The 12,811-nt window shown below is 34.5% G+C and carries 14 protein-coding genes and 1 rRNA gene; 10 read left to right on the plus strand and 5 right to left on the minus strand.

The genetic code is table 11. The features are described 5' to 3' along the window. Positions 1 to 350 precede the first annotated feature (350 nt). Both LC076_RS23510 and LC076_RS23515 read right to left on the minus strand, forming a co-directional pair. Entirely contained in the window at positions 351 to 1,418 is a 1,068-nt protein-coding gene (locus tag LC076_RS23510; protein ID WP_226671547.1) for an FUSC family protein, read from the minus strand. Positions 1,419 to 1,745: 327 nt separating this feature from the next. Beyond that, on the minus strand, positions 1,746 to 3,035 hold the full coding sequence (locus LC076_RS23515; RefSeq protein WP_226671548.1) for a glutamate-1-semialdehyde 2,1-aminomutase: 1,290 nt from the start codon (positions 3,033 to 3,035) through the stop codon (positions 1,746 to 1,748). 154 nt (positions 3,036 to 3,189) lie between these two features. On the opposite strand from LC076_RS23515, the gene LC076_RS23520 reads away from it, so the two are divergent. From LC076_RS23520 to LC076_RS23530, 3 genes are read left to right on the plus strand one after another with little or no spacing between them, the layout of a single operon-like run. Beyond that, positions 3,190 to 4,206 (plus strand): ATP-binding cassette domain-containing protein, encoded by a 1,017-nt coding sequence (locus LC076_RS23520; protein ID WP_146950467.1) that lies wholly within the window; start codon positions 3,190 to 3,192, stop codon positions 4,204 to 4,206. A 9-nt stretch (positions 4,207 to 4,215) separates the two neighbouring features. Further along, entirely contained in the window at positions 4,216 to 5,007 is a 792-nt protein-coding gene (locus tag LC076_RS23525; protein ID WP_226671549.1) for an ABC transporter permease, read from the plus strand. Between the two features lie 4 nt (positions 5,008 to 5,011). Further along, entirely contained in the window at positions 5,012 to 5,797 is a 786-nt protein-coding gene (locus tag LC076_RS23530) for an ABC transporter permease (protein WP_226671550.1), read from the plus strand. A gap of 22 nt (positions 5,798 to 5,819) precedes the next feature. Here the strand turns inward: LC076_RS23530 and LC076_RS23535 are convergent, their stop codons facing one another. Together LC076_RS23535 and fabZ are read right to left on the minus strand one after the other, a co-directional pair. Beyond that, complete coding sequence (locus LC076_RS23535) at positions 5,820 to 6,389, minus strand: histidine phosphatase family protein (protein WP_226671551.1); 570 nt, start codon at positions 6,387 to 6,389, stop codon at positions 5,820 to 5,822. Positions 6,390 to 6,409: 20 nt separating this feature from the next. After that, the gene (fabZ, locus tag LC076_RS23540; protein WP_226671552.1) at positions 6,410 to 6,838 is read right to left on the minus strand and encodes a 3-hydroxyacyl-ACP dehydratase FabZ; all 429 of its coding nucleotides are present in this window, start codon (positions 6,836 to 6,838) and stop codon (positions 6,410 to 6,412) included. A 143-nt stretch (positions 6,839 to 6,981) separates the two neighbouring features. On the opposite strand from fabZ, the gene LC076_RS23545 reads away from it, so the two are divergent. The 5 genes from LC076_RS23545 to perR all read left to right on the plus strand — a co-directional run bounded on the left by LC076_RS23545 (position 6,982) and on the right by perR (position 10,851). Then, on the plus strand, positions 6,982 to 7,383 hold the full coding sequence (locus LC076_RS23545) for a potassium channel family protein (protein ID WP_226671553.1): 402 nt from the start codon (positions 6,982 to 6,984) through the stop codon (positions 7,381 to 7,383). Positions 7,384 to 7,448: 65 nt separating this feature from the next. After that, the gene (gene bcp, locus LC076_RS23550) at positions 7,449 to 7,919 is read left to right on the plus strand and encodes a thioredoxin-dependent thiol peroxidase (RefSeq protein ID WP_226671554.1); all 471 of its coding nucleotides are present in this window, start codon (positions 7,449 to 7,451) and stop codon (positions 7,917 to 7,919) included. A 15-nt stretch (positions 7,920 to 7,934) separates the two neighbouring features. After that, complete coding sequence (locus LC076_RS23555; RefSeq protein WP_226671555.1) at positions 7,935 to 9,047, plus strand: aminopeptidase; 1,113 nt, start codon at positions 7,935 to 7,937, stop codon at positions 9,045 to 9,047. 286 nt (positions 9,048 to 9,333) lie between these two features. Then, positions 9,334 to 10,287 (plus strand): D-2-hydroxyacid dehydrogenase, encoded by a 954-nt coding sequence (locus LC076_RS23560; protein WP_226671556.1) that lies wholly within the window; start codon positions 9,334 to 9,336, stop codon positions 10,285 to 10,287. Positions 10,288 to 10,413: 126 nt separating this feature from the next. After that, positions 10,414 to 10,851, plus strand: a complete 438-nt coding sequence (gene perR, locus LC076_RS23565; RefSeq protein ID WP_226671557.1) for a peroxide-responsive transcriptional repressor PerR — start codon at positions 10,414 to 10,416, stop codon at positions 10,849 to 10,851. Positions 10,852 to 10,984: 133 nt separating this feature from the next. On the opposite strand, the gene LC076_RS23570 is transcribed toward perR, so the two are convergent. Next, a complete protein-coding gene (locus tag LC076_RS23570) occupies positions 10,985 to 11,341 on the minus strand; it encodes a YgzB family protein (RefSeq protein ID WP_146950477.1) in 357 nt (118 codons plus the stop codon). Positions 11,342 to 11,587: 246 nt separating this feature from the next. On the opposite strand from LC076_RS23570, the gene LC076_RS23575 reads away from it, so the two are divergent. Next, entirely contained in the window at positions 11,588 to 12,460 is an 873-nt protein-coding gene (locus LC076_RS23575) for a nucleotidyltransferase-like protein (RefSeq protein WP_226671558.1), read from the plus strand. 291 nt (positions 12,461 to 12,751) lie between these two features. Beyond that, positions 12,752 to 12,811 (plus strand): 16S ribosomal RNA (locus LC076_RS23580); the annotation flags it as partial.

The raw sequence follows: 12,811 nt of genomic DNA on the forward strand, positions 1-12,811 counted from the left end.
CTAAAACTATAGCTGATTTAACAACTACATCAATATTAGAATTCATAACAGATTCTTTTAAAACTTCCATATTTAGGTTAAACTGTAATTGAGTCATTTTTATTCCTCTTCTCTTTGTTAATCGTCGTTGAAAACATTGTTGACAAGAAGGAATAAAATGACTCTTTGTTTTTACACAATTATATGGACTTAATCAGATTTGGTAGTGTCTCTGTCCAGTTTTAAAGCCAATTACACCTTTTCGAAGAAAACCAACCCAAATTCAACTTCAAAACCACCCTTAAACTCACGAAATGCTCAATTTTCCTAAAGATCTTAGCAAAAAAAGACTAGCGTAAGCGCTAGCCTCCTTATTCTTCGGATAATTTAATTTCATTGTCTTCTTTATGGTAATTTTGAAAGCTACAAATGAGCGTATCTAAGTGTTCTAGTTGCTCGCTGTAGTCGATGATTGTTGAAACAAGTGGCAGAAGATGATAAAAGTCAGAGTGATCATGGTTTTGATGGAATTCCATGAACACCTTGGTTAGTTGCATCTTGTTAAAACGTCCTTCTTCTGTGAGCTCTTGAGATGGCTGTGTTTTTGTTTTGCCGATAAATCGTAATAATGATTCTTCATGAAAATAAAGTAAATAGTCTAGTTCATTTTTGAGTACCTTTTGAAATTCCTCTGGCATGTGATGAAGATCATTTTCAAGTCGGTGCAGCTTTTTTAATGTATCAAGTGAACGATTTGATGTGACAATCATTTGTCTGAAAAGAACGAGCTTTCGAGACTTTGCGTATGACTCACGTTTAAAGTAATTGCGTTCTTCTTTATAATTTAAGTAAAGTTGGTCAAGCTTGATCATTTGTTCTTTAAGCTTTTCAATATCTTCTTTTAACACATTATGCTCTGATGCTTGGCGTAGGTTGATTCTAATCCATTTAATGATTTCCTCTGTGTTTACAGAAACTCGGTTATAAAGCTTTGTTTCGTATTTTGGTGGAAGAAAAACCATGTTTACGATAAAAGCAGCTAATACACCGAGTAGTACAGTGAAAAAGCGGATTAAGGCGATTTCAATAAAGTTATCACCAGGACTTTCTAATATGGCTATTACTGTTACAAGAGCAACAGGAATTGTACTTTCAGCTTTTAATTTAATATTAATGGCAATAACGATGATGGCTGTTAATCCGATGACAAATGGGTGTGAACCAAAGATTAATCCAAAACCAATTGCTAAAGCAGCACCAATGACATTTGCTTGAACTTGTTCAATAATTGATAAATAAGAGCGATAAATGGTTGGTTGTATAGCAAATATCGCAGAAATCCCTGCGAATGCTGCAGAAGGTAATTGTAATATTCCTGCTAAAAATAAAGCTAGTGTTATGGCTATCCCTGTTTTCAGGATACGGGCACCTAATTTCATGTATGTTTAATGACATTCCTTTCTTGAATCCGATTAGTCAAAGAACATATTTGTTTAAAATATGTATTGCTAGAGAAGCTAATAACGTACTATACAATGATTAATAAAGATATACAAGATACATTTCCCTTTTTAACAGAATCTTAAAACGTGTATATATTCTGAAAATGGATTTTTTGATAAAACGGTGTTTTTAGCCATGATCAGAATTGAGCTTTAGCACATCTATATATATAAACTCTGCTTCTATGGAATTAAAGAATTATTCTGAAAAGAACTTCATAAATAAAGACAAGATACATTCTGTGTACTTGTCTTTATTATTGGTTATTTTAGCTTACTGAAAGCCAGTTCAACTGCTTTTAATGTTTCTTCGATATCTTCTTTTGTATGAGAAATGGTTAAGAACCAAGCTTCGTATTTTGAAGGAGCCAGGTTGATTCCTTGGTGAAGCATGAGCTTGAAAAATCTCGCGAACATTTCACCATCTGTGTTTTCAGCTTGTTCATAGTTGACAATTTTTTCGTTGGTGAAATAGATTGTGAGTGCGCCTTTTAAACGATTAATTGTAATCGGAATATTATATGTACGAGCATGTTTTAATATACCTTCTTCAAGAATTGCGCCGAGCTTGTCTAAGTTTTCGTAAACATTTTCCTGCTTAAGTACCTCTAAACAAGCGATACCTGAGAGGATAGATGCTGGATTACCGGCCATTGTTCCAGCTTGATAGGCAGGTCCTAGTGGTGCGACTTGTTCCATAATTTCTTTTTTGCCACCATAAGCGCCAATTGGAAGTCCGCCACCGATGATTTTACCTAAAGCTGTTAAGTCAGGGTAAATACCTAAGTAGTCTTGTGCTCCTCCGTACATAAAGCGGAATGCTGTAATCACTTCATCATAAATAACTAGTGCTCCTGCTTGATGAACAAGTTCGTTCACTTGCTCTAGAAATCCTGGCTTAGGTTCCACAATTCCGAAGTTACCAACAATAGGCTCTACTAAAATCGCTGCAACTTGATCGCCCCATTTATCGAGTGCTTCCTTTAACGGCTCGATTTCATTGAAGGGAACTGTGATTACTTCTTGTGCAATACTTTTAGGTACACCCGCAGAATCAGGAGTTCCTAATGTTGAAGGACCAGATCCAGCAGCAACTAGGACAAGATCTGAATGACCATGATAGCAGCCAGCAAATTTGATAATTTTATCGCGACCAGTATATGCGCGTGCTACTCGAATTGTAGTCATCACTGCTTCTGTGCCGGAGTTTACAAAACGTACTTTATCTAATGCTGGCATCGCTTCTTTAAGCATTTTGGCAAACGTAATTTCATGTGGAGTTGGTGTACCATATAACACGCCATTTTCTGCTGCAGTTGTTATGGCTTTAGTAATATGTGGATGAGCATGACCAGTAATGATTGGGCCATATGCTGCTAAATAATCGATATACTTGTTTCCATCAACATCCCAAAAATATGCTCCATTTGCTCTTTCCATCACAACTGGAGCTCCACCACCAACTGCTTTATACGAACGTGAAGGTGAGTTCACACCACCAACGATATGTTTTAATGCTTCTTCATGTAGCTCATTTGATTTAGTAAGTTCCATGTGTTCCTCCTAATGTGTATAAAACTTGAGTGATTATGTATGCCTTATTCTAACATGAAAGCCGCTTCTTTAAAAAATGCGAAGCATACAATTTGGTGAATTGCGAAGTTTTCGGGTAAACTAGTAAGTTGTGGTGAAATTTGGAGGGACAAAAATGACAAATATCATTGAAGTTAAGGATTTGCGTAAAGAATTTAGATCATACTCTAGTCGTCAAGGACTTAAGGGTGCATTTCGTGATTTATTAAATAGACAATCAAAAGTTATTCCGGCAGTTAATGATGTTTCATTTACTGTGAAGCAAGGAGAAATGGTTGGGTATATCGGTGAAAATGGTGCTGGTAAATCAACATCAATTAAAATGCTAACGGGAATTTTAACACCAACATCTGGTCAGGTTATTGTGAATGGAATGAATCCTCATAAAGAACGTGAGCAATTTGTAAAATCTATTGGTGTTGTATTTGGACAAAGGTCACAGCTTTGGTGGGATATTGCGGTTCAAGAGTCATTTCGTTTATTAAAAAAGGTTTATAAAGTTTCTGATGAAGATTATAAAGAACATATGGAGCATGTTATCGAAACATTAGATATTGGACCTCTTTTAGATAAGCCTGTACGAAAGCTATCACTAGGACAACGAATGAGATGTGAATTAGCGGCAGCACTTATTCATAATCCGCCATTATTGTTTTTAGATGAACCAACAATTGGTCTTGATGTTTTAGTTAAATTAAAAATTCGACAATTTTTAAAAGAAATGAATGAAAAATACAAAACAACGATTTTATTAACAACTCATGATTTATCTGATATTGAAGCATTGTGTGAGCGTGTTGTTATGCTTGATGAAGGAAGAGTTATTTATGATGGTCAGCTTGCAGAATTACGATCACACTGGGGTGAAGGCAAGCAAGTTCAGTTTCAGTTCCAAAATGAAATTGTTGAAGATCAACTAACATTTTTAACACAAGATCTTGATGTTTTATGGCAAAAAGGAGATAAGTTAAATGTCTGGACTGCACTCATTAGTGATAAAGAAGCTCCGATGTCTGAACTGATTGGTCGTGTGGTTGGTGCACATGAAATTATTGATCTTAGTGTGACAGAAATTTCTACAGAAGAAGTGATACGTAACATATATGAAAAGGGAGAGGCCCTTTCAAGCTGAGGTGAAAAAATGGATAAATATATTGAAATGATACGAATCCGCTTTTTAATGATGCTTGCGTATCGGACAAATTATTACAGTGGAATTTTAATTTATAGTATTAATATAGGAGCTTATTATTTTCTCTGGACAGCTATTTATGGTGGGAAAGAGTCGATTGAGGGCCTTTCTGCCATTCAAATGACAACATATGTTGCAGTTTCATGGATGGCAAGAGCGTTTTACTTTAATAATATCGACCGTGAAATTGCATTGGAAATTAAAGAAGGGAAAGTAGCTGTTGAGCTTATTAGGCCATATCATTATTTAGGAATGAAAACCATGCAAGCTTTTGGTGAAGGGATTTTTCGTCTGTTGTTTTTCTCGGTACCAGGGATGGTTATCGTTGCGTTGGTATTCCCGATTGAGTTTTCGGCAAATGGGATGACATGGCTATTTTTTGCTAGCTCACTCGTTTTTAGTTTTATAATTAATACACAAATAAATTTATTAACAGGAATGGTAACCTTTTTCTTATTTAATAATGATGGGTTAATGCGAGCGAAACGAGTTATTATCGATTTATTCTCAGGGCTACTGCTACCGATCAGCTTTTATCCAATGTGGGCACAAGACGTGATGGCTTATTTTCCATTTCAAGCGATCAGCTATATTCCTAGTATGATTTTTACTGAAGGAATTCAAGGTAATGAAGTGCTGCAAGCTATTTTATTACAAGGATTTTGGGCAGTTGTGCTACTCATTCCAGTTCAAGTGATATGGTCATTAGCGAAAAAACGAATGATTATTCAAGGGGGATGAGTTGATGTTCTATTTATCTATGCTAACTCAATATATTGGTCAATATATGAAAACTCGTCTTCAATATCGAGCAGATATGGTTGTTGAGCTTTTATCTGATATGCTCTTTCAAGTGACGAATTTAGTGTTTATTCTTGTTGTGTTTGGTCATACCCAGTTTTTAAGTGGTTGGTCACGAGATGAAATTATTTTTATATATGGATTTTTCTTAGTACCATTTGCTATATTCGGCGCGTTTTTTAATATTTGGGATTTTAATGAGAGATATATTGTGAAGGGAGAAATGGATCGAATTTTAACAAGACCGATTCATAGTCTTTTTCAAGTGATATTAGAAAGAATGGAGCTAGAATCACTATTTGGAGCTGTTACTGGAATCATAATTATGGGATATGCTTCGATTCAATTAGGTTTAAACTTTCAATGGTATGACTTTATTTTGTTCTTTGTGTTTGTCATAAGTGGTGCATTGGTTTATGCAGGAATATTTGTTTCGCTTGCTACCATCGGCTTTTGGTCTGATGCAAGAACATCACTTATGCCAATGATGTATAACATCGGTAACTATGGACGTTATCCAGTAGATATTTATAATGCAGCCATTCGCTTTGTATTAACATGGATTCTTCCATTTGCGTTTGTAGGAGTTTACCCTGCGGCATTTTTTCTTGAAAAAGAAGAGTGGTATTTTTATTCATTTTTAACACCTGTTATGGGAGTTGGATTTTTTATCTTATCTGTTTTTCTATGGAATGCAGGGGTGAAAAGATATCGCGGTGCAGGGAATTAGGAGGGAAGAGCTTAGGTATATCTTAAGCTCTTTTTTTATATGTTGTACAACTCCAATGTTTTGAGCTTTGTTTATTTTGACTAATCCAGCCTTCTTTTTTCAATTGCTTTGCAACGAGTAAGTTAAAAAAACCATGTCCAACAACAGTTACTGATTCATGCTTACTTGCTTCATTGATTAAAAAGTGTGCAGCTTCTTTTGCTCTTTTTTTAGCATGTGAAAAAGATTCGCTCTTATTTGAATAGCCACAAAACCATAGAAGCCTAAAAAGTGTTAACCACGTTTTAGGGGATAATTTAACACCAAAGAGATTGCCAGAAGGTATTGGCAGGTCCACTTCGCGTAGTAAAGAATAAGATTCTACTGGACGTTCATTTGATAAAAATGAAGCAGAATCTATTGCTCTCTTTAAGTCACTTGTTAGTAAAACGTTAGCTTCTTTGGCTTTTTTGATTGCTTCACTAGGATATTCTTTTTCTTCAAAAATACTAACCTCATCATATTTTTCTACCCATTTAGGAAGTTCTTCACAAGTAATTGGTGCTTGTTCGGTATGTAGAGATCGACCATGACGGATAAGGGTTATTTCCATATTTTTCACTCACCTATTTTTCATTTGTTTCCGAAGGCGAAGACCAGCTCTGTTTCACAAACAATTTGATCATCAACTTTTGCTATTCCTCGGCCTTTACCAATTGATCCTTTTACTCGTGTGATTTCTACTTCAAGTAAAAGCTGGTTCCCTGGGTGGACTTGTTTTTTAAATCGACAATGATCAATTCCTGCTAAAAACCCTAATTTCCCGTGATTTTCTTCCTTAGTTAACATGACAACAGCACTTACTTGTGCTAGTGCTTCAACAATTAAAACTCCTGGCATAACTGGATAATCAGGAAAATGACCTTTAAAGAACTCTTCATTTGCTGTTACATTTTTAATTGCTGTTGCTTTTTTACCCTCTTCAACATCTAGAATTTTATCTATTAAAAGAAAGGGATAGCGGTGTTGTATGATTTTTTTTATATCAACAATATCTAGCATAATAGAAACCTCCTTTTATTTACAATTACATTTTATCACTTACTTATATAACCTGGTACTAAAATATCAGTTTTTTATTTTTTCATAACATTAGAGGAGCTTGTATATATTGTACAAAGTGGTAGCTCAAAAGGGTGGGGATTATGCAGCTGGTATTTTGTATAGGTATTGTGATTTGTATTTTTATGAGTTTTAAGAGTGTTATTATTGTTTGTTTTCAGAAGAATTTCCTATCCTTTGAAACAGTTGTTATGATCACTTATCTTTATTTATCATTGTTAGTGGGCTTTGGGATGATTTTTTTAATATGTTTACAAAACGATCTTCACGTGCTTGTTGAGGCAGGTGAACCCATTTCAGGAAATTATTTCGATAAACTTGGAACCTCCTTCTACTTTAGTGCAGTTACACTATTTTCAGTAGGATATGGAGATATTGTACCTGTTGGTTTAGGGAGATTAATAGCTGTGACTGAAGCACTTATTGGCTATATTCTACCAGCTGTCTTTGTTGCGAGAACAGTAATTGGTATAGATAAGCAGTAAATAGTTGTACGAAATGCAAAAGTTGGTTACGCTTATTTTAGTACAATTATTTTGGAGGGATTATTATGACACTAGAAATAGGTCAAGCAGCACCAAGTGTGGAATTATTAGCTGACAATGGCGAACAAACAACTCTTGCTGATTATAAAGGGAAATATGTTGTTCTTTATTTTTATCCAAAGGACATGACACCAGGATGTACAACAGAAGCGTGTGATTTTCGCGATCAACACGAAAGCTTTGCAAATTTAAATGCAGTGATTGTCGGAGTAAGCCCTGATCCGCAGGAAAAACATAAGAAATTTAAAGAAAAGCATGATCTGCCGTTTCAATTATTAGTTGATGATGAACATAAGTTAGCAGAAGCTTTTGATGTGTGGAAGTTGAAAAAGAACTTTGGTAAAGAATACATGGGAATTGAACGCTCTACTTTTATTATTGATCCTAATGGGAAGTTAATAAAAGAATGGAGAAAAGTTAAAGTGAAGGATCATGTTGAAGAAGCATTGCAATACATAAAAGAAATTCAATCGTAAGTAGAGGGTGAACATATGAGAGACGAAAGAATAACAAAGCTTGCATCTATTTTGTTAAATCATTCAGTGAAAGTAAGTAAAGGTGAGAAGGTACTTATCCGTGGTCATTTAAATACAAAGCCATTAATTACAGAGCTTATTGACCAAGCAAATGAGATCGGTGCTTTTCCTTATGTTGATCTTTTTGATGATGAAATTAATCTTCATTTAGCTAAAAACTATCAACGCGAACAGCTTGAAACACAAGCAAAATGGCAAATGCAGGTGTATAAAGATGTTGATGCTGTCATCATTATCATTGGAGAAGAAAATGACGCTGAAATGGCTGATATCCCAATGGAGAAGCATCGAATTCGTGGAGAAATTATGAAGCCGGTTTCTGAGTTTTATGTTAATAACCGTAAATGGGTGTTATTAAATTATCCAACAAAAGGTTTGGCGCAAAAAGCTGGGATGAGTACGAGAGCTTTTGAAGACTATTTATTTGATGTGTGTACAGTAGATTATGAAAAAATGGCTAAAGCAGTTGCTCCATTGAAAGAGCTAATGGAACAAACAAATTCAGTTCGACTTACAGGTCCAGGAACAGATTTACGTTTCTCGATTAAAGATATTCCTGTTATTCCTTGTACAGGAGAGGCGAATGTTCCTGATGGAGAAATCTTTACTGCGCCTGTAAAAGATTCGGTTAACGGTACGATTTCTTTTAATACACCATGTCCGTATCATGGTACAACATTTAGAGATGTAAAGCTGACATTTGAGAATGGGAAAATTGTTGAAGCTACCTCTGATCAAACAAAGAAGCTAAATGATATTCTTGATACTGATGAAGGTGGAAGATATATTGGGGAATTTGCAATTGGGTTTCATCCGTATATTGAAGAACCAATGGGTGACATTTTGTTTGATGAAAAAATATGTGGAAGTCTTCACTTTACACCAGGTGAGGCTTATGAAGAAGCGGATAATGGGAACAAGTCAGCAATCCATTGGGACATGGTCCTTATCCAACGACCTGAATATGGTGGTGGAGAAATCTATTTTGATGATGTTCTTATTCGAAAAGACGGTAAGTTCGTGCTTCCGGAATTAGAAGGATTAAATCAAGATCATCTAAAATCATAATACCCTAGCCTATTTTCATTCAACAAGGCATACGTCCAGCCAAAAGGGGAATTTCTGCGTATTGTAAAGAGAAGGCATTACCTCCTCAAATGTTAGCGCCGGATTGGAAGTGCGGAACACGAGCTCCGCACTCTTTTTTGTATCATGTCTTAGCGAAATATTGCTTAGAATTCTAATTAAATGGAAAAAGAGTGTTTACTACGTGCTTAAAACGCGGAGTATTCCTTTGTGTGAAAAAGCGTCTACTATATAAAGGTATTTTTTAAAAAAGAGAGGGACCAGTATCATGAATGTTTTATCAACAGTGAAGTTGTCACATACTATCAAAGAGCAGCTTGCAAATGATTTTCCTTCAATCACATTTTATCATGATCAAAAGATTGATGAAGCAGATCAGTTGTTACCGAAAGCTGATATCATTTTAACTTATGGAGAAGATCTTCTTGAAGATCATATTAGTGCTGCCACAAATCTAAATTGGATAATGGTCGCTTCAGCAGGTATTGAAAAACTTCCATTTGATATTCTAAAACAACGTCAAATTTCTGTTACAAATGCTAAAGGAGTTCATGCCATTCCTATGGCTGAATATTGTCTATCAATGATGCTTCAAGTTTACCGCCAAGCTAAAGTATTAATTGAAAATGAAAAACAGCATAACTGGGATCGTCGGGTAAAAATGGAAGAGCTATATGGAAAAACAGTATACATATTAGGTACAGGTGCTATTGGGACAGCTACAGCTAAGCTTTCAAAGGCGTTTGGCATGAAGGTATTAGGGATGAACAGTGATGGTAGAAGTATCGAATATTTTGATCAAACGTTTCAAAAGGAAGAAATTCTTCTTCCATTGACAGAAGCGGATTTCGTTATATCTGTGCTACCAAGTACAAATGATACAAAATCTTTAATAAATAAAGAATTTATTCATAAAATGAAGGAAGAAGCTGTGTTCATTAATATTGGAAGAGGAGATGTTATCGTAGAAGAAGATTTAATAACAGCTCTAAAAAACAATAAACTGAAACATGCTGTTCTTGATGTATTTGAAGAGGAACCTTTAGGGAAACAACATATATTTTGGGAACTCGATAATGTGACAGTAACTCCACATTTATCAGGTATTACAGATCTATACTTACCAAGGGCAATGGAGATTTTTCAAAAGAATTTACACCATTATCTAGCAAATGAATTCACAAGTATGGATAATAAGATTAATCTTGATCAAAGATATTAAGAGTCATGACATAATATTGTTAATATTATGCACGGAAAGATTAATTGACAAGAGTCTTAGTTACAATGTACACTATTTATAAACATTATAAAGTAAGAATCTTTATAGAAGTGAGGTGCATGACGGATGTCTGAACATCAATTAAAAGATGCGTTAGAAGCCTTAAAGGAAACAGGTGTTAGAATCACACCTCAACGTCATGCTATACTTGAATTCTTGGTCGATTCCATGACACACCCTACAGCAGATGATATATACAAAGCATTAGAAGGAAAATTCCCTAATATGAGTGTTGCTACAGTTTATAACAACTTAAGGGTATTTCGTGAAGTTGGACTTGTTAAGGAATTAACGTATGGCGATGCATCAAGTCGATTTGATTTTATCACATCCGACCACTATCACGTAATTTGTGAAAGCTGTGGGAAGATTGTTGATTTCTCTTACCCAGGACTTGATGAAGTAGAGGCTTTAGCTGCACATGTTACAGGTTTTAATGTTAGTCATCACCGTATGGAAATATACGGAACATGTAAAACATGTGAGATGAAAGAAACTCATTAAAACAAGCTTCGTTGATATAGAAGCTTGTTTTTGTCTTATAGCAATAAAAAGAACGGCTCTTCATTTGAAAAGCCGTTCTTTTTATTTATTTCGATAAAGATCTAGGTCTTTACAGAATAGTAAAGAATGTATGCTATGATTTTATGCTTTTACGATTATAATTTTCGTCAAATTCCTTACCTTCTAAATCTTTGTCCAGTGTTAATGGTTCTTTACAATACATACACATGTCAACACGACCGAGTATTTTAGTAGGCTTCTCACAGGATGGACAGATTACTTGAACTGCTTTTGTTGAAAGCATTCCAATCCAAAAATAAACAACTGTGCTAGCTACAATCGATAGCATTCCAAGCATCATAAAGATTGTCATAACCCACATGTTAGTTCGAAAGAAAATACCAAGATACATAATGATAAAACCTACAAAGACTAAACTAAGTGCAAAGGTTCTAATTTTATTTATTTTACTACTATATTTGCGCGCCATAACAAACCTCCTTTTCTAAATATAGCATAGCTTTTATGATAGATAAATTGTTATGTGAAGTATTAAATTAAGGATTGTATTAATTTTATCAATTCCTTATACTATCAGATGTTAATTATAATGAATAAAGCAGGGACATTGGTGATAATTTGTGTTTTTCCAATACTTTCAAATTACCATCTTGAAAAGGGTTTTTGCTTTTACATGTAGAAGAATTAATAAACCCATTATATTGGAGGCATAATGATGGAAAATATTCTCCGTCCTATTTATCAAGAAAAAGCAAGTCATGCAGATACATTAGCTATTATTATGATAGAAAAAACAAATCAAACATCTCCTTTAACAGATAACTTAGATATAGCACTTCTTGTCATCGTTAAGGAAGTAGAGCAATCACTCTTTGTGAAACATTATGAATATGAAAGTAAGAAGGCGTCGTTAACGGTTATGACAGAAGATGAATTGAATGAAGTAATTCTTCTAGGTACAAATAGAAGAATTGTGGATTGGGTTTTAAATGGGAAGGTTCTTTTTGATCGTAATGAATATATCGTTAAACTAATTGATAGGCTAAGAACATTTCCTTTCACAGAGAGGAAATTAAAGATTGGTATTGAGTATTCAAAACTAATTCGTAGATATTTAGAAGGTAAAGTGTTTTTTGAATCTAATCAGCTGCTGGATGCTTATAACTATATTGTTCATGCACTACATCATCTTGCTCGACTAGAAGTAATTGATAGAGGTTATTATCCTGAAGTAACGTTATGGAACCAAGTGAAGCAAATCGAGCCACAGGTTTATAAGTTATATAATGAATTGGTTATAAGTGATGAAACAATTGAGAAGAGATTAGAATTATTATTTCTAGCTAGTGATTTCCTAATACATTCTAAAACAGAGGTAGGAGCAGCACATATCTTAACGATAATGTCTGAAAAAGAATATTGGCATTATAATGAACTACTTCATCATCCTGAATTAAAATATTATGCTGTTGATCTAAGTGTCTTATTAGAGTATCTAGTGGAGAAGAACTATGTATCAATAGAAAGAATCGAAACAAAAGGTAAAGGAATTTATCATCGTGCTTATTTTGTTCAGGAAAAGTATTGACTTTAGTTTTTGTGGATGATATATTATTAAACGTCGCTGTTACTGAAACAGAAAACAGCGGCTTTGCTTTTCTTATCATGTACTAAACTTCTTCAAAAAGTTTTTTTAAAAAGAAGTTGACGATGTGAAAAAGAAATGTTATATTAAGAAAGTCGCTTCTAGACGAAACGACAATTAATGATCTTTGAAAACTAAACAAAACCAAGCGTGCCAACGTTAATTTCGATTAACAAAAACGTACTATATAATAGTACAAAAACGAAACAAACTATGAGCAAGTCAAACACTACTTTATTGGAGAGTTTGATCCTGGCTCAGGACGAACGCTGGCGGCGTGCCTAATACATGCAA

It is taken from the genome of Metabacillus litoralis (assembly GCF_020524045.1).
In the GTDB taxonomy this organism is placed as follows: domain Bacteria; phylum Bacillota; class Bacilli; order Bacillales; family Bacillaceae; genus Metabacillus; species Metabacillus litoralis_C.